15 protein-coding genes are annotated in these 21,166 nt (G+C 42.2%); 14 read left to right on the top strand and 1 reads right to left on the bottom strand.

Annotated features, from left to right (window positions below):
* Nucleotides 1-3: 3 nt before the first annotated feature.
* From BUW93_RS08925 to BUW93_RS08990, 14 genes are all read left to right on the top strand, one after another.
* Nucleotides 4-1,071 carry a glycosyltransferase family 4 protein gene (locus tag BUW93_RS08925; RefSeq protein ID WP_081211281.1) on the top strand — a complete coding sequence of 356 codons (1,068 nt, stop codon included), beginning with the start codon at nt 4-6 and terminating at the stop codon, nt 1,069-1,071.
* 14 nt (nt 1,072-1,085) lie between these two features.
* The gene (locus BUW93_RS08930; RefSeq protein ID WP_081211282.1) at nt 1,086-1,895 is read left to right on the top strand and encodes a class I SAM-dependent methyltransferase; all 810 of its coding nucleotides are present in this window, start codon (nt 1,086-1,088) and stop codon (nt 1,893-1,895) included.
* The gene (locus tag BUW93_RS08935) at nt 1,892-4,336 is read left to right on the top strand and encodes a glycosyltransferase family 4 protein (protein ID WP_081211283.1); all 2,445 of its coding nucleotides are present in this window, start codon (nt 1,892-1,894) and stop codon (nt 4,334-4,336) included. The genes BUW93_RS08930 and BUW93_RS08935 overlap by 4 nt, the downstream gene beginning before the upstream one ends.
* Nucleotides 4,336-5,697: an O-antigen ligase family protein gene (locus BUW93_RS08940; RefSeq protein ID WP_081211284.1), complete on the top strand. Its 1,362-nt coding sequence runs from the start codon at nt 4,336-4,338 to the stop codon at nt 5,695-5,697. The genes BUW93_RS08935 and BUW93_RS08940 overlap by 1 nt, the downstream gene beginning before the upstream one ends.
* Nucleotides 5,654-6,667 (top strand): glycosyltransferase family 4 protein, encoded by a 1,014-nt coding sequence (locus BUW93_RS08945; protein ID WP_081211285.1) that lies wholly within the window; start codon nt 5,654-5,656, stop codon nt 6,665-6,667. The genes BUW93_RS08940 and BUW93_RS08945 overlap by 44 nt, the downstream gene beginning before the upstream one ends.
* A 123-nt stretch (nt 6,668-6,790) precedes the next feature.
* Entirely contained in the window at nt 6,791-7,807 is a 1,017-nt protein-coding gene (locus BUW93_RS08950; RefSeq protein ID WP_081211286.1) for a glycosyltransferase family 4 protein, read from the top strand.
* A gap of 913 nt (nt 7,808-8,720) precedes the next feature.
* Nucleotides 8,721-10,118, top strand: a complete 1,398-nt coding sequence (locus BUW93_RS08955) for a sugar transferase (protein ID WP_081211287.1) — start codon at nt 8,721-8,723, stop codon at nt 10,116-10,118.
* Nucleotides 10,119-10,383: 265 nt separating this feature from the next.
* Nucleotides 10,384-10,890, top strand: a complete 507-nt coding sequence (locus BUW93_RS08960; RefSeq protein WP_081211288.1) for a DUF4402 domain-containing protein — start codon at nt 10,384-10,386, stop codon at nt 10,888-10,890.
* A 196-nt stretch (nt 10,891-11,086) separates the two neighbouring features.
* Entirely contained in the window at nt 11,087-11,587 is a 501-nt protein-coding gene (locus BUW93_RS08965) for a DUF4402 domain-containing protein (RefSeq protein WP_081211290.1), read from the top strand.
* A gap of 88 nt (nt 11,588-11,675) precedes the next feature.
* Nucleotides 11,676-12,170 (top strand): DUF4402 domain-containing protein, encoded by a 495-nt coding sequence (locus tag BUW93_RS08970; RefSeq protein WP_232778339.1) that lies wholly within the window; start codon nt 11,676-11,678, stop codon nt 12,168-12,170.
* Between the two features lie 81 nt (nt 12,171-12,251).
* The gene (locus BUW93_RS08975; protein ID WP_081211294.1) at nt 12,252-13,073 is read left to right on the top strand and encodes a fimbrial biogenesis chaperone; all 822 of its coding nucleotides are present in this window, start codon (nt 12,252-12,254) and stop codon (nt 13,071-13,073) included.
* A complete protein-coding gene (locus BUW93_RS08980) occupies nt 13,074-16,016 on the top strand; it encodes a T9SS type A sorting domain-containing protein (RefSeq protein WP_081211296.1) in 2,943 nt (980 codons plus the stop codon).
* A gap of 4 nt (nt 16,017-16,020) precedes the next feature.
* Nucleotides 16,021-16,530, top strand: a complete 510-nt coding sequence (locus tag BUW93_RS08985) for a DUF4402 domain-containing protein (protein ID WP_081211298.1) — start codon at nt 16,021-16,023, stop codon at nt 16,528-16,530.
* A 13-nt stretch (nt 16,531-16,543) separates the two neighbouring features.
* Nucleotides 16,544-19,114 carry a hypothetical protein gene (locus BUW93_RS08990; protein WP_081211300.1) on the top strand — a complete coding sequence of 857 codons (2,571 nt, stop codon included), beginning with the start codon at nt 16,544-16,546 and terminating at the stop codon, nt 19,112-19,114.
* 339 nt (nt 19,115-19,453) lie between these two features.
* Here BUW93_RS08990 and lnt read toward each other — a convergent pair whose 3' ends face one another.
* On the bottom strand, nt 19,454-21,052 hold the full coding sequence (lnt, locus tag BUW93_RS08995) for an apolipoprotein N-acyltransferase (protein WP_081211302.1): 1,599 nt from the start codon (nt 21,050-21,052) through the stop codon (nt 19,454-19,456).
* Nucleotides 21,053-21,166: the final 114 nt, after the last annotated feature.

Here is a 21,166-nt window from a genome sequence, read left to right on the forward strand (position 1 = left end):
CCGATGCAAACAGTTTTTATAGCTTTTACTTTAAAGAATTCTTCGGTTGCCGAATTTTTTGTAAGTCTGGCGAATAAACTATCAAAAACTCATCACGTAATTATTTTTACCTATGCCACTGAAGCTCATAAGCTAATCCTTGATGAGTCGATAAGTATTCTGGAATGGCCGTCCAGAAGACCTACGAAGTTTGCTGATTTTCGGTTCTTAGTAAAGAATATAAGGGAGCATAAACCTGAAATCCTGATTGCAAGCTTTGGAGCTGTTAATCTTTTTATTCTGGCAGGCTTCTTAATGAGGGTAAAGCATCGGGTGGCCTGGTATCATACCTTGACAAGCCAATTAGAATTTAAGCATTTCCTGTTTTGGCGAAAAAAAAACCTATTCAAGCTGGCTACCAGGATAATGGCGAATTCAGAATCGGCGAAGTTAGATGCCATCAAGGCCTTTAATATAAATAGTGAAAAATTAGAGGTTGTACCCAATGCAGTACATGACCCCCTGATTCAGGAGAAAACTAATCAAAACAAATTGGTTTATGCCGGGAGATTACATAGCGTTAAAGGAATTAAAGTTCTTTTAAGGTCTTTGGCCATTGTCAGGGAGGATCATCCCGATATTTTATTAGAAGTAATAGGAGGGGAAGATGAGCAAGGACTTATGCCGGAATTGATTAAACTTAAGGAAGAATTAAACCTGGAGAGAAATATTCGGTTTGTCGGGAGTCAATCAAAAGATTATGTATTGCGAGCTTTTTCCACTGCCTTTTGCAGTATTGTTCCTTCTTATTATGAAGCTTTTGGATATGTGGTGATAGAAAGTTTTTCGGTACATACTCCGGTTATAGGTTCTAATACTACCGGGATAGCCGAAATTATAGAAGATGAGGTGAGTGGTCTATTATTTGAGCCGGGAAATCATCGGGAATTGGCATCACAACTACTTAGATTATTGGAGCAACCGCATTTTAGAGATGAACTTGCGGAACAGGCTTATAAGAGGTTTCTGGGGAAATATGAATTAAATAATGTAGTTGATGATTTTGTGGAGCAATCTATTATCTTTAAATAAGGTTTACTGTTTAAATGAATAAAGAACGAGAGGAAATAAATAAGCGACAAAGAGAATTTTATCAAAATTTTGATAAGAATTTACCCAGTAAGATCTGGTCTTATTTTAGAAACAGAGCCTTGAACAGTCTTAAGAAGCAAATTGGCGTAGAACAGGATATTTACGATTTGCATAAAAGCTGGTTTGGAGAGCTTTCACAAAAAAAGGTGCTTGACCTTGGGTGTTATGCCGGAAATGTTTTGAGTATGCATCTCGCCCAGCACTCGAAGGAATATTTGGGGATAGATTTAAGCCCTAAAGGGATAGCCCTCTTTAACCGAAGACTCGAAAATATCCCGGGAGCCAGGGCTGAAGTGATGGATTTTCTCTCGGAGGAATTCAAAGAAAAAGATTTCGACCTGATCTATGCCTATGGGGTTTTACATCATTTTAAAGATGTAGATGAGCTAATAAATACATTGCTGGAGAAACTCGCGGTCGGGGGTGAGATTATTAGTTATGACCCACTTCAAACCAGTAAACCTATAAAGTTATTAAGAAACATTTACCGACCTTTTCAAAGTGACCGCGATTGGGAGTGGCCTTTTTCCAAAAAGACTTATTATAAGTTCGAAAAGGCATTTGAAATGAAGGAGCGCAGGGCTGTGCTGGGCAAGGCCAAGTGGAGTGCCCTGATTGGATTTCTGCCGCTTTCTGAAGAAAAAAAACTAACAAAGGCCAGAGCCTGGCATCAGGAGGACTGGGATATGTCTGCCAGTTCTGATGAACATATGTTTTCATGTATGCATTTAAGTATGCGCATGGCTAAAAAGCCATCAAAATGAGATTTGCCATTTTCACCCATGTGATTCATCATAGAATTCAGGGCCGTTATCATGCCTACAGTCCTTATGTGCGTGAGATGAATTTGTGGTTTAAATATCCAGAAGAAGTTGAAGTTGTGGCAGCTTTAGAGAAGAGAAGGAGAATGGGGGAGAAGGAGACCAGGGGAATGGAGGCTCGCTATCTTCACGAAAACCTGACCTTTACTGCAATCCCGGCTTTTAATCTACTTGGTGTTAAAAATATCGTTATAGCACTCTTTAAAATACCGGTGATTTTCTTCAGAATAATGAGGGCAATGCGGCGGGCCGATCATTTGCATCTGCGTTGCCCGGGGAATATCGGATTGCTTGCTGCTATTGCCCAGATCTTTTTTCCGAAGAAACCCAAATCGGTTAAATACGCGGGGAACTGGGATCCCGATGCCAGGCAACCCCTTAGCTACAGGCTTCAGAAATGGATATTAAGCAATACTTTCTTGAGTCGGAAGCTCAAGGTATTGGTTTACGGGGACTGGCCGGGCCGGACTAAAAATGTAATTCCATTCTTTACCGCCAGTTTTTCTGAAAAAGATAGAGAATTGGTTCAAAAAGATTTCAGCCCGCCATATAAGTTTGTCTATACCGGAAATTTGGTGGAAGGGAAAGGAGTCTTTGAGGCAATCAATCTTATCTGGGCGCTTAAGAAAAAAGGAGTCGAAGTAGAACTTGAGATCTACGGCGACGGAGCTTTAAAAGATTCTCTCAGGGACTATATTCAGAAAAAAGAGCTGCAAAAATTCGTAAGACTAAAAGGCCGGAAAAGCCTGGAAGAATTAAAACAAGCCTATAGAGAAGCCCATTTCGTGGTTCTGCTCTCAAAGAGCGAAGGCTGGCCGAAGACTTTAGCCGAAGGCATGTGGTTTGGATGTGTTCCTGTGGCTACTAATGTTAGTTGTGTGCCGTGGATTTTAGATTACGCCAGGCGTGGAATACTTGATGGTTCAGGGTTTAAAGTTCAAAGTTTAAGCTTCAAGGCTCAGGGGTCAGGGACTTATGATAAGAATTTGAAGAGTAAGCTGGAGAAGGGGGGCAGAGGATTAACGGGGGTGGAGAGTGGAAAGTGGAAAGTGGATAGGCAACACGGATTAGAGGATACAGTAAGGAAAATCGTAGAACATATTAATAATCCGGAAGAGATGAAAAGGATGTCGATGGCTGCGCAGAAATGGAGTCAGGAATATACTTTGGAGAGGTTTGAAAAATCGATTAAACAAATCCTTATTGAAGAAAAACCGAATAAAGTTTACCCCAACCCCAATTCCTCTAAAACAAAAACTGACAACCCACAACCCACACCTGATAACCATAAACAACAAACCATAAACCATAAACATCTCCGGGTATTACAACTAATCGATACTCTAAACCCCGGCGGAGCCGAACGCATGGCGGTGAACCTTGCGAATTCGTTGGTCGGAGAGATTGAAGCTTCATATCTGTGCTGTACCCGAAAAGAAGGCACCTTGAAACAGGAACTGCAAAAGGAAGTGGGTTATCTTTTCCTGAATAAAAAACACAGCCTCGACCAGAATGCTTTTTGGAAGTTGAGGACATTTATAAAGAAGCACCAGATTGATCTGGTTCACGCCCACGGCACTTCCTGGTTCTGGGGAGTACTCCTGAAATTATCCGGACTCAAGCTAAAGCTGGTGTGGCATGATCATTACGGGGAATCGGAGCGGATCGAACAGCGGGATATAAATTTTCTGAAACCGCTCTCAAAGTATTTCGATGGAATAATTTCTGTAAACGAAGACCTTAAAGCCTGGGCTCAAAGGGAATTAAAGTCCACCGAAGTGATACAACTGAACAATTTTATCATGCCTTCAGATGGCATAAATTCCGGGCAACTATTAAAAAGCAGTTCCGCCGATTTTAAAATAATTTGTGTCGCTAATCTTCGTCCGCAGAAGGATCACCTGAACCTGCTCGCTGCTTTTGAAAAACTCGATATAAAGAAAATCAGTTTGCATCTTATTGGGGCCGATCCGGGTACAATTTACTCAAAGAAAGTTAGGGAGAAAATTGCGAATTCAGAAAAGAAAATCTTTTATTATGGCGGTCTTCCCGAGGTCTCAGGCCTTCTCCAACAGGCCGATCTTGGGGTGTTGAGTTCCCGTTCTGAAGGCCTGCCCCTGGCCCTATTGGAGTATGCCCTGGCGGGTTTGCCGGTGGTTTGCACCGAGGTGGGGAATTGCAAGAAGGTGACCGGAAGCTCAGCCTTGCTGGTACCTCCCGGCGATCCCGATGCCCTGGCCGTTGCCATTACGCAATATTTCAGCAATTCAAATATGAGAACAAGGGATGCCCTTTCTCTGCAGACCAGGATCAGAAAAGCCTACTCAAAAAAGGAGGTTCTGCCTCTTTTTCTGGAATTTTATACTAACTTGAGACTTAGATAATGGCTGCCACAAGTAGATATCAATTCAACTATGTAGAGTTACTCCTTATTCATCTGGGGATGGCGCTGGCTATATATCTGTATCGTCCTGCCTCTTCACTAATCCTGCTAGGGGTTATTGTCTATTTCCTGTTTTTAACTATTACAAACGAAAACAGGAACAATGAAGCCCTGATGGGAGCGGCCTATATAGCCGGGGCTGAAGTGTTTTTCCGGCAAACCGACGGAATGTTTTTTTACGAGACGGGAAAATATATGGTGATTGTCTTCCTGGTAATAGGCATGTTCTTTAAAGGTACTTCCTCGCGTACCGTACCTTATTGGACATATCTTCTCATCCTTATTCCCGGGATTGTCGTAGCTTCTATCAACATGAGTTATGAAGCGGAAGTGAGAAAATTAATCGCATTTAATCTAAGCGGACCTGTAGCTTTGGGGGTCACGGCAATTTATTGTTATTATAAAAAGATCAGGGAAAGGGATTTTCAGACAGTGATCTCCTTTTTATTGATGCCACTGATTGCACATATGTTTTATTTATATTTCTATACTCCCAGTATGATGGATGTAGGTATTAACTTACAAGCTAACTATGCGGCCACCGGGGGCTATGGGCCTAACCAGATATCTACCGTTTTTGGCTTTGGTGCCGTTTTATTAGCTATGAGGCTTTTTACCATTAAACATAAACTTATAAATATCATAGACTTGATTTTACTGGGGATGATGGGCTACCGTGCCCTGATCACCTTTTCCCGTGGGGGCGTATTTACCGCTATTGTTTGTATTATCGCATTTCTTGTTTTACTTTATTACAAGAAAGGAGCCCGGGAACAAAAGCGTTTTAATTTTAAAATTCTGCTCCTTGGAGGAGCAAGCCTGATAGTATGGCTATTTTCTTTAGCCCAAACCGGGGGACTTTTAAGTAATCGCTATTCAAACCAGGATGCGGCAGGGAGATTAAAAGAGGATATCACTACCGGCAGGGCTGAACTGATAGAGACAGAATTACAGGCTTTTGTTAAGCATCCGGTAACGGGGATAGGGGTTGGAAAGGGTTATGAATACCGCCTGGAAAATCAGGATATTTCTATTGCCACCCATAACGAGATCAGCCGGATGTTATCGGAACACGGGTTGCTGGGCTTAGTTGCAATATTTATACTTTTGTTGGTGCCGGTGATTTTCTGGACAAAGTTTAAGAACAATTATTATTTTTTGGCGTTCTTAGCTTTTTGGTTTGTTACCATAAACCACTCGGCTATGCGGATCGCCCTGCCGGCCTTTGTTTATGGTTTGGCTTTATTATATATAGTAGATGACAAAAAGGATCCTGTACATAGGAAACGACTTACGCGTTAACAGCTTTACGGCAACTTATATCTCTTTCTTCAGCAAGGTGCTGCGAAGGGAGGGCTACAAAGTAAAAACCGCCTCCACCCGCAATAACAAGGCTTTTAGACTGCTGGAGATGCTGGGCCTGATCATCCGCTATCATAAAAAAACCGATGTGGTGCTCATCGACACTTATGGGGCTATGAATTTCTATTATGCCTACCTGGTGGCCAAAACCTGCCAGGCCTATAAGCTGGATTATATCCCTATCCTTCACGGGGGAAACCTCCCCGAACGCTTAAGGGGCTCCCGGTCTTTTAGCCGAAGCCTCTTCGGAAAGGCCAAAATCAACATTGCGCCATCTCATTTTCTCTATGATATATTTAAGGCGGAAGGCTTTGAGAATATCAGGATTATCCCTAATGCCGTACAGCTGAAGAACTATCCTTTTAAGGAGCGTCGGGAATTCGGACCGAAGCTCTTGTGGGTACGTAGATTTCAGAAGCGCTATAACCCCATGATGGCTTTGCAGGTACTGTTGCTGCTTCAGAAAAAACATCCCGATGCCGAAATGTGCATGGTAGGTCCTGATAAGGATGGGAGCATGAAAACCTGTAAAAACTTTGCCCGGAAACATAATTTAAAAGTAAAATTCCCGGGGAAACTTCCTAAAAAGAAATGGGCAAAATTATCGAGGGATTATGACTTCTTTATCAATACCACAACTGTAGATAATACCCCTATCAGCGTGATCGAGGCGATGAGCCTTGGCCTTGGAATAGTCTCCACCGATGTTGGGGGAATGCCTGTGTTGGTGAAGGACGGGGGAGACGGAGTATTGGTTCCTGAAAACGATGCCACGGCAATGGCTGTGGCCCTGGAGGAACTAATTGCTGATCAGGATAGAACAGCAATTATGTGCCATAAAGCCCGGGAGAAAGTAGAAGCTTTCGACTGGGAGATTGTTAAGCAGGAATGGAATAAGGTTTTGGGGTGAGCTTAGTCTTTAGTTTTGTTTGTGGTTTGGTGTTTATTGCTTGGAGTCAGTTGTGGGTTATGAGTTTTCAGTTCTCAGTTTTTTATATTTTGAACCTTGAATATTAAATCTTGAACCTTAAAAATGAAAAACCTGCTGTACATAGGCAATGAACTTAAGGCCCGGGGAGGAGCCCCAACCTCCATAGATGTTCTTGCCCCTCTTTTGAGAGCAGAAGGTTTACAAATCCAAACGGCCTCTTCGAAGAAAAATCAACTGCTCCGGCTTAGCGATATGCTGATCACTCTTATTAAAAACTCTCACTGGGCTGATGCAGTGCTGATCGACACCTACAGTACCCGCAATTACTGGTATACAGTAATAATTTCACAGCTCTGCAGGATTTTAAATCTGGATTATATACTGATTCTTCACGGGGGAGGTCTACAGAAGAGGCTAAAAAAGAATCCAAAGCTTTCCAGGGTTTTATTTAGTCATTCCAAACTGAATATAGCTCCTTCTCATTACCTGTATGAAACTTTTCAAAATGCCGGATTCAAAAACCTGATATATATTCCTAACAGTGTTTTTCTAAAAGAATATCACTATCTGCCGCGAAAAGTATTGAAGCCTAAACTGCTATGGGTCCGCGCTTTTGCTGAGATCTATAATCCCCATTTTGCTCTTCAGGTTTTAAGGGAACTTTTAAATGAATATCCCGAAGCCGAGCTTTGTATGATTGGCCCCGCAAAAGACCAATCCTACCAGCATTGCCTTGAATATGCTCAAAAGTATAAGTTGCCGGTCAGCTTTCCCGGAAGGCTGAGCAAAGCTGAATGGATAGAACTTTCAAAAAAATATGACATTTTTCTCAACACCACCAATATAGACAACACCCCAGTGAGCGTGATTGAGGCCATGGCCCTGGGACTACCTGTGGTCTCTACCAATGTGGGAGGCCTGCCTTATCTCCTTGAGGAGGGGGAAACCGGTTTGCTGGTGCCGCCCGGGGATTTTTTGGCTATGCTAAACGCCATCAAAAACCTTCTTGACTCACCGGAATTAGCAGAGAAGCTAAGTCAAACAGCCCGTGAGCAGGTAGAAAAGTTTGATTGGGAAGTGGTTAAAAGTAATTGGATTGAAATGTTCGAGCAGTTGTGAGATCCCGGGTCTGGATTTGATTTGTTTATGAGTTGCTGTTTGTAGTTTGCTTGCTGTAGTGTACTGAATAGGCTTGAGCATTTTGAAGTGTAAAGTGTATAGTGAAACTGGAAACAAATAAAAAAGTATCCCCGTAATGAGATGCTGAATCAAGTTCAGCATGACGGTACAATTATCGTGGTGGATTATAAGGTACGTCCTCCGCTAAATTCTTTCCGGTCTCTATGTGAACCCTTTTCTTGTAATAACACGGATTGTTTTTCACGTATATTTTGTTAAACTAACTGAATGGATGTCTCGTTCTAAGCGTCATTCCGGGCCTGACCCGGAATCTCATTATTTTTGGTATGTTCATTATACTTTTAAAGTTCACTCGAATGAGATGCTGAATCAAGTTCAGCATGACGGTACAATAATCATGGTGGATTATAAGGTGAAATCTCTTTACGTCCTCCGCTAAGCTCTTTCCGGTTTCTATGTAACCCCTTTTCATGTAATAACACGGATTGTTTTTCACGTATATTTTGTTAAACTAACTGAATGGATGTCTCGTTCGAAGCGTCATTCCGGGCCTGACCCGGAATCTCATTATGTTGGTAAGGTCTTGAGATTTTTAAAGCTCACTCGAGTGAGATGCTGAATCAAGTTCAGCATGACGTGACGCAAAAAAACCAACAATAACTTCACAATTTCACTTCATTACAAGATCACCAACTAATCAATCACCGATTCCCATTCCAAAAAAAATCTACTGGCTACCGGCTACCAACTGGGCCTTTACACCACTTTAACCCGAAATTCTACAATAAAATCAAGGCTCTTTAAATGAAATCGGGAAACTTCGAACTCAAGCCCAAACAAAAGCTACAAAACTCAAAAAAATTATATCTTAGCTCCCTAACCAAGCTAGAATATGTCGGGAAAACGTCCGTTGTTTCATTTTGAAATTTCCGAGCGAAAGGTTCTGCTTCGGCTGTTCGACAACCTTTGTGTTTTGCTGAGCCTCAGTTTGGTAGGAATCATCTTTAATTTTGATTATTTCCACATCACCTCCGAGACCTGGGCCTGGACCCTGGTCTTTATGCTTTATTTCAATATTTTCAATACGGTTTTTGAACTCTACGATCTTCGGAAAGCGAGTCAATGGGATGCCAGTCTGCAGAATGTCCTGCTTAGCTCTGCCCTAACCGTGCTGTTTTTTATGCTCACTCCCTATTTTACACCTGTGTTGCCTGATAACCGACTTCAAATACTCTTTTTCTTTCTGGCTATTGCCTTGCCTATGCTTTTGTGGCGGTTTCTTTATATCAATCTAATCTCGACTCCCAGGTTCTACAAACGGGTGCTGGTGGTGGGAGATTCCTTTGATATTCGGCTAATTGCCGATTCTCTTCAAAAATCTGATCCCAATTATATGGTGGTGGGTTTTGTGAATACCGATCATAAAGGTAACCATTACCTGGATGAAAGCGACTTGTTGAGGTTTGAGGTGGAAAATCTTAAGGATACCATCAGGGCACATCATATCAACGAAATCGTGGTGGCCAGCGGATATCAGAAAGGTTTGATGCTTAGCCTTTATACCCAATTAAATGAACTGCTGAAAACCGGTTTTCCTATCCGAGATTATATACAGGTTTATGAAGAAGTGACCCGCCGCATCCCTGTGGATAATGTAGATAAGCATTTTTACCGGTATTTTCCCTTTAGCCGGAGCAATCAGAACAAGTTCTATATACTGGCGTTTCGCACTTTTGATATTGTGGTTTCCTTAACCGGACTACTCTTCGGAATACTTATCCTTCCCATTATTGTGATTGGGAATCTCCTGGCTAACCGGGGTTCCCTGTTTTACCGGCAAAAACGGGTGGGACGAAATGGAAAAATTTTTCGTATTCTAAAGTTGCGCACGATGACTAAAAATGCCGAACCCCATGGCCCCAGGTATGCTGAAAAGAATGATGGCCGGGTTACTCGCTTTGGTAAGTTTTTGCGGCGTTCCCGCATCGATGAAATTCCACAATTTTATAATGTGCTAAAAGGAGAGATGAGCCTTATCGGGCCCCGACCCGAAAGACCTGTGTTTGTAAAGGAACTTTCTGAAAGCATTCCCTTTTACGACACCCGTCACGTCATTAAACCCGGGCTCACCGGCTGGGCACAGGTAATGGCAGATTATGGTACCTGCCACACCGATAGCCTTCTAAAACTTCAATACGACCTGTATTACATCAAGCATCGAGGCATCTTTCTCGATATTAATATCCTTCTCAAAACACTTAGTACGGTTATTTTCTTTAGGGGACAATAAGTTGTTTGTTATCACCCGTTGAATAAATCCCGACAGCTTTCGGGTGTATCGAGAAGTTTTGCCGGGTTCACATTCTCATCAGTTCCCGTATTATCTGGGTTTCCATACCTCATACTAGCAAAACTGTTTAACCAAAAGTTAAATAAATCAACACAAGTTAACTAAAAATGCATTTCATCGAAAAAAAGTGTTTTTTATCGATGATTTGAGATAAATATTTCTATCTTTAAGTTTATGATTTTACTATCTGGTTTGATTCGCACTAATGAAAAAGAACTATCTCCATATTTTAATTCTATTTCTCTGCATTCTGGCAGGGGGGAAAGTTTGTGCCCAGGCCTCAGCCACTGCTAATTTCAAGGCTTCCGCGACAATTATTGAACCTATAGGAATCACTACTACTTCAGATATGAATTTCGCCAATATCGATGCCCGAAACGGGGGCACGGTGATCTTAAAACCTGATAATACCAGGACCGCCACCGGCGGCCTGGAACTTAAGGAGGGGGCAAATGTTTCTGCAGCCACATTTATTGTAACCGGGCAACAGGGTTACTCTTTTGATATTAGTTTGCCACAGGGCAGTTATGAACTGCGCAACGGAGCAGAAGCCATGGCCTTACAGGATTTCACCTTTGTACAGGAGCAAAACAGCTTAGGCGAAGGTAAGTCAACCTTAAGGGTTGGAGCCAGTCTTTACGTAAATCCCAACCAGCAACCCGGAGTGTATAACTCGGTTGCCGATCTCCAGGTGACGGTGAATTATAATTAGTCTTTCCTTATTTCTTTTAAAAATTCCTTAACAAAAATCACGAAAACCTTATAGTTTTTAGAGATTTTTGGCTGAAAGTGCATTTCAACGAGTATTTTATCTCCCTTATCGAATAATTTAGATTCCTATAGGGGATTTCCCCCATCTTTGCACCGTTAAATCATTTGAACCCAAATCAAATACAAAATATACTACCATGAAAAAAATTACTTTTATCCTACTTGCCCTTATTACCGGAACTGCTTTTGCTCAGAATGCAGCTGAGGCTTCTGGTACTGCTGATGTTTTTGCTGAAATTGTTACACCTATAGAGATTACCGATGGATCTGATTTGAATTTTGGTAGCATTGTTGCAGCAGAGGGAGGGGCAGTGAGAGTGAATACTGAAGGTGCTAGAAGTTTTTCAAATACTAATATGGAAGTGGTATCTGCTAATGCAATAACTGCAGCTTCCTTTAGTGTTACAGCTGCAGATCAGTATTCATATAGTATTTCAATTCCTTCCATCGTATTAACTGGTGCAGGAAATGATATGCCAGTTAGTTTTACTCATGATTTAGAAGGAGAAACCGATGGAACTGCAACTGGTTCTGGACTGCCTCAAACCTTAAAGGTTGGTGGCCTTCTTACTGTTGCATCTGGACAAACAGCCGATACCTACGAGGGTACAGTTACAGTAACTGTGGCCTATGAATAAGAACTTTGTTTAATATACCAAAACGCCGCCCCCTGTGGCGGCGTTTTTTGCTTATAAGCACTAACTACTAACCAACCAAAAAATAAAATTGAAAAAACTACTTTTCCTTTTTATTGCTCTTTCAGCCCAGCAGATTTGCATGGCCCAGGCTTCGGCCTCGGCGACGGTAGAGAGCAGGGCTACGGTGATTGATCCTATTCAGATAGATAAAACAGTTGACCTGGATTTTGGGAATATCATCTCTGCCTATAACCCGGGTAGCGTAATCCTTTCGCCCGATGGCTCACGGGTAGCCTTTGGAGTGGAAATCTCGAATTCTATTCCCGGAAATGTTGCTCCTGCTGAAGCGGTGGTAACCCACGGAAACAATAATTACGCGATCTCGCTTCCGCAGTCATTCAGCTTGTATCACCAGGAAAATCCTAACCAGATGCTGGTGATCGACCAGTTTACCGTGGAATCTCTAGCGGGAGATACCAGCGATATTTTAAAAATAGGTGCCACTCTAAACCTGGAAGCCAATCAACCAGCCGGGTTTTATACAAATGATTCCGGCTTCAATGTGACGGTTTCTTATAATTAGAATATTAGGATTTCATTAACATATTTAGCTTAAATTCAGTAGCTTTGCTCTATAAATGCAAACCTAAATCCTGCCCCGGATATGATAAGAAAACTACTTAGCCCCCTACTTCTAATATTCATCTTTATATTTTCAGGACTTGCCTCCTACGCGCAGGGCGATCTTATGATCATGCCTAAACGCCTTGTCTTTGACGGCTCACAGCGTTCGCAGGAGATCAATCTGGCTAACACCGGTAGCGATACCGCGGTTTATGCGATTTCCTTTGTGAACTATAAGATGACTCAGGACGGGAATTTCGAACAGGTGGAAGAAGCAGAGGAAGGTCAGCGTTTTGCGACCGACTTCCTGAGATATTTTCCACGGCGTGTAAGTCTGGGACCTAATGAAGCACAAACCATACGTGTACAATTAACCAGAACCGGAAACCTGGAACAGGGCGAATATCGCTCACATATGTATTTCAGGGCTGTGGAAGAGCAAACCGCTTTAGGAGAAGAAACAGCTGAGGAAAGCGAAGGTATCTCCATCAATATCAAAACCGTTTTCGGGATCAGTATTCCCATTATTATTCGCAACGGAGAAAATACCACTCAAATCAAGCTGGATAACTTAAAACTGGACACCGAGGCCGAAACCCCAAAACTTTCGCTGCAGATCAAACGCTCCGGGAATATGTCGGTTTACGGCAATCTAAAAGCCGAACATGTAGCTGCAGATGGCACTACTACGGAGGTAGGGCTGGTAAAAGGGATTTCAGTCTATACTCCAAATTCTGTTCGCGACTTTTCTTTTCAGTTACGAAATGCTGAAGGGGTTGATCTAAATAATGGTAAGCTTCGAATAAGTTATTCAGAAGAAAAAGGAGAAACCTTAGCTACTAAAGAAATTTATCTAAACTAAATGAAAAAAAACTCCCCCCGGTTTTTTAAGGTTTTTAGAATCACCTTGCTGGTGGTGGGGATGTTTTTTACTTCAAATTTACTGGCTCAAGATTTACTTATAGGTAATGATGATATTACTGTATCTGCTGTTGATCCGCCAAGGGAAGTTGACAATGTGATTTATAATAAAAGCTCTAAGCTAACAATTAACGGGACTTTAATTGTAAATGGTGTTTTCAATATGGATCAAAATGGAGCCTCTTTAGAATTAGGAGAAGGTGCCAGATTAATCGTTTATGGTGATTTTATTGCTCATAATCAAGTTAAAATCACTTTACAGAAGAATAGCTATTTAATTGTATATGGTGATTTTACAAAGGGAGGTTCATCTGGTCAGGATTTGGTAATTATAGATAATGCCAAAATCTATATTTTAGGTAATGGTGATAATTGGGGTGGAAATTTTACCGGTTGTGGTGGAGAATATGACGGCACCACTACCACTCAAAGCGATGATTGTGACTTTGGTAATGAAGAGGATTTTGAAAATAATCAGGATCAATTTCCGGATGATTTAGTGGAGCAACTTAATTGTTATGATCTAAGTGGCATATCGGATAAGGTGGTTTGTGAGGGGGAAACAGCGATTTTCAGTGTGCCTCAAATAACCGATGTGACTTATCAATGGCAAGAGAAAATTGGCGATGCTGACTGGACTCCGATTGGAATCGGCACTAATGTTTACACAATCTCCAATACTTCGTTGGCTGATGATGGTAATCTTTACCGGGTTATCGTTAAACCGACCGATCCTGCTAATTCTAATTGTAAAATATCGATCTCCCGAAAAGTAAAGCTAAGTGTGACTCCCACGCCCGGGTTGGAAATTGCCGTCCCTGCTTCGGTATGTGAAAATGATGAGATCTCTATTATTGGAACTCTTAGTGGTCTATCTCCTTTCGAATTGGATGTTACGATAAATGGAGTTGATTCTACCTTTGTATTTGTTGATAATCACTTAGATATTTTGCTGCCTGCAGAAGAAACACAACTGGAACTAAAAGAGGTGCGGTCGGGGTCTTGTGTGGAGGTTCTGAACCAAAATTATTTTATTGAACTTTTAAATGCCGGCTGGACAGGCCAGACCAGTACAGAATGGAACACCGAATCCAATTGGGCCTGTATGCCGCTCCCTACCCTGGACCAGGATGTTACAATTTCCGCCAATGCCCCTAATTATCCTGAAATTAAGACCGGGGAAACAGCTTTAGTTCGGAACTTAAGCATTGAAGAAAATGCTTCAGTGACCATTGTTGGGGAAATGGAAATTGCAGGCAACCTGAGTGCGAATGGAACCCTGGATGCTTCAAAAGGCAGCCTGGTCTTTAAAGGTGCTTCAACACAGTTTATTCCTGATGGAGCATTACTGAACAACAGAATTAAAAACCTTGTCTTGGATAATCCTGCCGGTTTGACTAACGAGGGAGTTCTGGAACTTACCGGGAAATTACTTCTTACGAATGGTGATTTTCAAACCAATGATGCCTTCACTTTAATTTCCAGCGCCACCCAAACCGCACTTATCGATGGAAGTGGAAATGGGCAGGTGCTTGGGCAGGTTACCATGCAGCGATATCTTGATAATGCTTTTGGCTATAAGTATTTCAGCAGTCCGTTTAGTGCTTCTAAAGTTGGGGATTTTACCGATATAGATCTAACTGCTGATTTCCCTAATTTTTATCGCTATAATGAAAATCGAAGGATAGATAGTCTGGATCTTGATGTCACAGGCTGGGAAGCCTATACCAATCCCAATGATCCTTTGAATATCCTCGAAGGCTATGCCCTCAATTTTGGAGATGCCACCGATGCCTTGCTTATTTCTCTTAGCGGGATGGTCAACAACAGGAATTACAGCTTGCAATTAGAGAATAACCATAGGAAATATACCAAAGGTTTTCACCTGGTGGGGAATCCATATCCCTCGCCTATAAATTGGAGCGCTCCAGGATGGACTAAAATCAATATAGACGACCAGATTCATTTCTTTACTGCCAGCACAGATAATCGCTACACCGGGACTTATGAATCTTTTGTAAACGGAATTGCAGTAAATGGAGGCACGGCTACAGCTATTATCCCTTCCATGCAGGGATTTTTCGTAAAAGTGAGCGATTCTGATACAGGAGACCAGGTTATCGGTACTTTAGGGATTAGTAATGAGGTGAGAGTAAAAGATTTTAGTCAGCAGTTTTACCGAAACCAGGAAACGACTCCGGTTTCACTTATCAGGTTAAATGCAGCTTTTAAAGGGGAAAACAGAAAAGACGGGATGGTGATCTATTTTGAAAACCGGGCTACTCAGGGTTTTGAAAATCATCTTGATGCTCATAAATTGATGAACACCGATGCTAATGTTCCTAATTTCTATAGTCTGAGCCCTAACAAGGAACAACTCTCCATAAATGCTGTAGCCTGGCCGGAAGAGGATGAGACTATCCCTCTCGGAATAAGAACAGAAAGGGAAGGGGCGATGAGCATCAGCCTGAAGGATCTTGAAAACCTGCCCTATGATTTTGCGGTTTTTCTGAAGGATAAAGAGAAAAATAAAACAGTAGATCTGCGAAAACAGACATACAATTTTGAAGTGAAAAAAGGCGAGTTCAATTCCAGGTTTGAACTCCTGTTCAGCGATAAACCTATGCTTGTTGATGAAGAGCTGTCCGGTGAGTTTTTTAGCGTTTTTAGCAGTGAAGGGCAAATGCAGGTGGATCTTCATTTGGAGGAAAAAGAGGAAGGGATTTTAAGATTGAGCTCGGTTTCCGGACAGGTATTGGAGACCAAAGCCGGCCGGGGAGAGGAACAGGTGAGCTTTGAAGGAATAGCTAGTTCAGGGGTATATTTTGTGATCCTGGAGAAGGACGGAAAGCGTTATACAAAGAAAGTTTTAATCAGGAAATAAGGCTATGGGGCAAAAAGGGATTAAAAACATCGGATTTATTTTTTCAATATTGCTGTTGGGCTTTTCTTCGGAAATAATTGCGCAGGAAAATCCACCAATACCTATAAGTGTTGAGGTGAATACCGCCCGGAATCTTAATTTCGGAACTTTTACCGTTGGGGCAACCGGAGGCAGCCTTTCTGTTAGTTATGATGATATTCTAACCCCTAATTTAGATGTTTTTCCCTTGAATTATGGGGATAGTCCCAGTGCAGCCCTTTTTGATGTCACCGCCAATCCCGGAACTATTATCAGCATAATTACCCCGGGTCAAATTACGCTCACGGGCTCCAATGGAGGTCAAATTTACCTTAGTATAGACAGCTTCAGCACCGGACAAACTTTTGTAACTACCGCTCAGCCTCCTAATGTGAACGAGGTATATGTAGGAGGAACCCTGAATATCCCGGGGCACAGTGAAGACCTAACAGGGAGTTATAACGGCACTTTTACTCTGGAATTTATTCATCAGTAAGCACTAATTATAGATGTTTAAAATTACTTCGGAAATTATTAAAAAATCACTTCTTAATTTCCCCCTTCAGGTTTTAATTTTTCTTTTGTTTTCTTCGGTAATGGCAGCCCAGGAAGGCTTTCCAGAATATGACGAACTTAATGTAGAGATGAGTGTGCCACGGCTTGGAACAGTCGAAATTCCCATCGCTATCAAGGGCCAGGACGCTTATTTGCCGGTGCAGGAATTATTTGATTTTCTGAAGATAAAAAACGAGGTGACTGCTGAAGGAATTACCGGCTTTATTATTCATCCCGATTCTACTTACAGCATGAATTTCAGGGAGCGGTATATTCGTTTCAAGGAAAAAGAATACAAGCTGGAGGTTTCAGATTTCATAGAAACTCCAATGGGGAATTATCTCAAATCGAATTATTTTGGAGATATCTTTGGGCTCGACACTCAATTTTCCTTCCGAAGCCTTTCTGTAGAACTCGATACGGAGCTGGAATTGCCTATTATCAAGGAAATGCGTCTCAAAAAGATGCGGGAGAGTCTTAACCGTATGCAGGGAGTGGTGGAGCCCGATACTACTATCCAGAGAAGATATCCGTTCTTCAAACCCGGAACCCTGGACTGGGGCGTGGTCACCACCCAACAAAGCGACTTTGAAAACGACAACAGACTTAGTTTAGGACTGGGAACTATGTTCCTAGGAGGAGAGACTAATTTAATGCTAAACTATTCCTCGCGGGTACCTTTTAATTCCCGAAATCAGTTTTATCAGTGGCGTTATGTGAACAACGATAGTTGGCTGTTCAAGCAGGTAAATGTAGGGCGGATTTTTACACGGGCGACTTCATCTTTGTTCGCGCCTGTGAGCGGGGTACAGCTAAGCAACAGCCCAATGCAAAATCGGAGGTCTTTTGGAACCTACCTGTTAAACGATTATACCGATCCGCGTTGGACGGTGGAGCTCTACGTGAATAATGTGCTTATTGATTTTACCCAGGCCGATGCTTCGGGTTTTTATTCTTTTGAAGTCCCGCTGATGTACGGAAACACCGCGGTTAGTCTTAGATTCTATGGCCCCTGGGGGGAGGAACGGGTAGAGGAGAGAGTGATTAATATCCCTTATAATTTTGTGCCGAAGAACGAGGTGGAATATACCCTGAGTGCCGGTGTGGTAGAAAATGAAGAATGGCAACGTTTTTCCCGTTTCAACTTTAATTACGGATTGAGCAATGCCATAACTATTGGAGGGGGGGTAGAGTATCTTTCTGAAGTGACCAGTGGAGAGGTCATGCCCTTTGTGAATTCTTCGGTGCGAATCGCTTCCGGGCTTTTATTTTCCGGGGAATATATGCACGGGGTAAAAGGAGAAGGGGTATTGAGTTACCGCTCCCCACGGAACTTACAGGTAGATTTAAATTATATAAAGTATGATGAAAATCAGACGGCGATAAACTTCAATTACCTCGAAGAGCGAAAAATAAGTCTGTCAGCCCCAATAAGGGGGGGGAGTTTCTCCATGTTTGGGAGGTTTAGCCTCAATCAAATTATTATGCCTACTACTGAGTTTACCACTGCACAGCTATTGCTTTCGGGTGCTTTATTTGGGGTAAGCACCAATTTTACTACCTATGGAATCTATAACGACAGGGTAAAAAAACCAACGGTTTACAGTTCGCTTTCACAAACTTATCGCCTGCCTAAACGCTTTCTGTTTTCGCCTCAGGTGCAGTACGATTACAGTAGGTCGCAATTTAATAACCTGATCCTGGAGGTGGAGCGCCCCATCTTTGAGCGAGGATTTCTGAACCTGGCTTATGAAAATAATTTTCTGCGGGATGCCCATATTTTTGAGCTTGGTTTCCGGTATGCACTCGATTTCGCACAAACCTCCCTTACTTCCAGAATTGGCAACAGGAATACCTCTTTTGTGCAATCGGCACGGGGAAGTATGATGTTGGATGATAACACCGGACAAATACTTACCAGCAACCGGAGTGCGATGTCAAAAGCTGGTTTAACTATAATTCCCTTCCTTGATTTCAACGGAAACGGGCAGCGGGATCCAATGGAGCCCGGAGTTCCCGGAATGGAGTTGAAGAACCGCACCGGAAGGCTCAGCTATCACGAAAATGAAACCATACTTAGGATTCGTGATCTGCAGCCGTATATAGATATCGTTCTCGAGATAGACCCCGTGAGCCTGGATAATATCGCCTGGAAGATAGCTAATCCAAAAATCAAGGTACACACCGTACCTAATCATTTTCAGGAGATTCATGTGCCGGTTGAGGTTATGGGAGAAGTAGGAGGAATGGTATATATTGATGATGATGGACTACGCGGACAAGGCAGGATAATTATAAATATTTTTGATGAAAACGGAAATAAAGCCGCCAAAATTCTCAGTGAAGGTGATGGTTATTTCACTTATCTTGGCCTAAAACCCGGAAAATACACTGCTGAAATAGATCGGGAACAACTTGAGAACCTGGGGTATGTTTCGGAACCGGAGACAATTCCTTTTGAAATAAAGATTGATGAGTATGGGGATATTGTAGATACGCTGGAGTTTGTTCTTAGTAGTCAATAGTCTTTAGACGTTAGCCGGTAGTTTGTTTGGTTGTTTAGAATTTGGCGTTTGTTATTTATTGTTTGGAGCTAAAAATTTTAAATTTAAGTTGGGAAGCATTGAAGATTATGGTTTTCAAGACTTCTCGATACAATTCTTTATTCCGCTACCGCTATATAAAGAATCACTCGAAGTTAAGGTACTTTTTTTGAAAGTATTTAGAAATATCCCGTTGAGTTAGAGTGAATTCAAAACGCGATAACGAATTTGGAATTGTATCGTGAACCGCTTAAAAATTCCAGCTCTTCTATTCTATTCTATTCCCAATCACTAATTAACCAATCCCCCATTAGCTATCTTCTAAGACGGCCTTGTCCTCCGGTATTTAACCATCGCAAAGAGGAAAACAAACAGCGCTAAAAACTGCGCAATTCGCGCCAGGTAATCGCCGTATTTCACATAGAAAGTCTGCTCGTTATTCACCAGGATGGTAGATTTGATGCTACCTTGCTTTTCGTAGCCCAGGCTTTTTACAATATTTCCTTTCTGATCAATAAATGCCGAGATTCCCGTATTGGCACTCCGTACCACATCTTTTCTGGTTTCTATGGCCCGTAGTTTTGCATAACTCAGGTGTTGTTTATGTCCCTGGGTATTGCCCCACCAGGCATCATTGGTGATGATGCTTAAGAATCCGGCGCCATTTCGAATATAACCGGTAACATAATCTCCGTAAACCGATTCGTAACAAATTATAGGCGCGGCCGCGGCGGCTTTCCCGTTTTCCATTTCGAAGACAGATCGCTCCTCCTGGGTTGTTTTCATTGCAACGGTACCACCAAGATCAATCATAACATCCCCGAGGATAGGTTTCAGGACATCCTGATAAGGGAAATTCTCGACCCCTACCACCAATTTAGATTTATGATAAAGCTGGGTAGAGTCGGTGCTATTCATCATAAAAGCCGAGTTATAATCGTCGTACCAGTCATTCGGGCCCAGGTTATTGCTTTGTTCTCTTACTTTATTTGGATCGCTAAAGCGTTCATAAAAGGAAATTCCGCTTAAAAAATTGAGGTTGGGATACCTGTTGAGCAGCTGCCTGCTGAAAAAAGCTGCTTCCGATCTCTCGAAATCAGGCAGGACAGTACCATCGGCAAATACAGTTTCAGGAGCCACCAGAAGTCGAGTGTTTTCGGTGGTCTTATCTTCAGCAAGATCCAATAAGAGTTCCCCGATGCGGGTGTCGTTAATATTATATTTTTCGGTATAAGGATCGATATTAGGTTGGAGGATTACTACTTCCAGTTTTTCTCCGTGAGGTTCATAATTTGAGGCAATAAGCCAGGAAATACCTAAGGGCAGGACGATAAACACAGCGGTTTTAAAGATTCCGTGGTAAATAACTGCTTTATCTTTGTATTCCCGGTAAAGGATTACAGCTTTAAAAACAGCGATATTTACCAGCCAAACCCAAAGGGTTCCCCCAAAAGTTCCGGTATACTCGTACCACTGCACCCAGTTATGATATTCAGAAAAGGCATTCCCGAGGTTAAGCCAGGGCCAGGAAAACTCCCAGTCGAGGTGAAGTTTTTCAAAGACCATCCAGATGCTCACCAAAAAAGTTGCGGCCGCTCCAAAGCCGGTGCGTTTTGCTACCAGGTGGTAAAGCATGAAGACCAGGGCCATAAGCAATGAATTTACCAGAATGGCGAAGGCACCCCCAAAGGGCGTGGAGAAATAGATCCAGTAGGTGGTGATGAGGTTCCAGATGAAAAAACTGAAGTAGGCGAGTCCGAAGACTTTCCAGCCTGTAAATCGCCTGGAGAAATTTCGCAGTTTAAATTCGGCGTAAAGCAGGGGCACAAAGGCGAAAAACAGCAACAAAGGAAAACCATAGGTTGGCCAGGCCAGGGCAAGTAATATTCCGGAGACTAGGGCGTAAAGAAAATTCTTCATATTCTGATATTCTTTTCAAAAATAGGAAACTGCGACTTCTTTTTCAGGGAGCCAGGCTAAAAATCCTTCAGGGGGCCTTTTTTGAAAATTTTAAGCACTCAGGGCCTTCTTAAT

Origin of the sequence: Salegentibacter sediminis (assembly GCF_002078605.1) — a bacterium.
In the GTDB taxonomy this organism is placed as follows: Bacteria; Bacteroidota; Bacteroidia; order Flavobacteriales; family Flavobacteriaceae; genus Salegentibacter; species Salegentibacter sediminis.

Bases quoted from the DNA above. Each gene is read 5' to 3' on its own strand.
- BUW93_RS08925 (WP_081211281.1), top strand. From the start codon at position 4: ATGCAAACAGTTTTTATAGCTTTTACTTTAAAGAATTCTTCGGTTGCC.
- BUW93_RS08930 (WP_081211282.1), top strand. From the start codon at position 1,086: ATGAATAAAGAACGAGAGGAAATAAATAAGCGACAAAGAGAATTTTAT.
- BUW93_RS08935 (WP_081211283.1), top strand. From the start codon at position 1,892: ATGAGATTTGCCATTTTCACCCATGTGATTCATCATAGAATTCAGGGC.
- BUW93_RS08940 (WP_081211284.1), top strand. From the start codon at position 4,336: ATGGCTGCCACAAGTAGATATCAATTCAACTATGTAGAGTTACTCCTT.
- BUW93_RS08945 (WP_081211285.1), top strand. From the start codon at position 5,654: ATGACAAAAAGGATCCTGTACATAGGAAACGACTTACGCGTTAACAGC.
- BUW93_RS08950 (WP_081211286.1), top strand. From the start codon at position 6,791: ATGAAAAACCTGCTGTACATAGGCAATGAACTTAAGGCCCGGGGAGGA.
- BUW93_RS08955 (WP_081211287.1), top strand. From the start codon at position 8,721: ATGTCGGGAAAACGTCCGTTGTTTCATTTTGAAATTTCCGAGCGAAAG.
- BUW93_RS08960 (WP_081211288.1), top strand. From the start codon at position 10,384: ATGAAAAAGAACTATCTCCATATTTTAATTCTATTTCTCTGCATTCTG.
- BUW93_RS08965 (WP_081211290.1), top strand. From the start codon at position 11,087: ATGAAAAAAATTACTTTTATCCTACTTGCCCTTATTACCGGAACTGCT.
- BUW93_RS08975 (WP_081211294.1), top strand. From the start codon at position 12,252: ATGATAAGAAAACTACTTAGCCCCCTACTTCTAATATTCATCTTTATA.
- BUW93_RS08980 (WP_081211296.1), top strand. From the start codon at position 13,074: ATGAAAAAAAACTCCCCCCGGTTTTTTAAGGTTTTTAGAATCACCTTG.
- BUW93_RS08985 (WP_081211298.1), top strand. From the start codon at position 16,021: ATGGGGCAAAAAGGGATTAAAAACATCGGATTTATTTTTTCAATATTG.
- BUW93_RS08990 (WP_081211300.1), top strand. From the start codon at position 16,544: ATGTTTAAAATTACTTCGGAAATTATTAAAAAATCACTTCTTAATTTC.
- lnt (WP_081211302.1), bottom strand. From the start codon at position 21,052: ATGAAGAATTTTCTTTACGCCCTAGTCTCCGGAATATTACTTGCCCTG.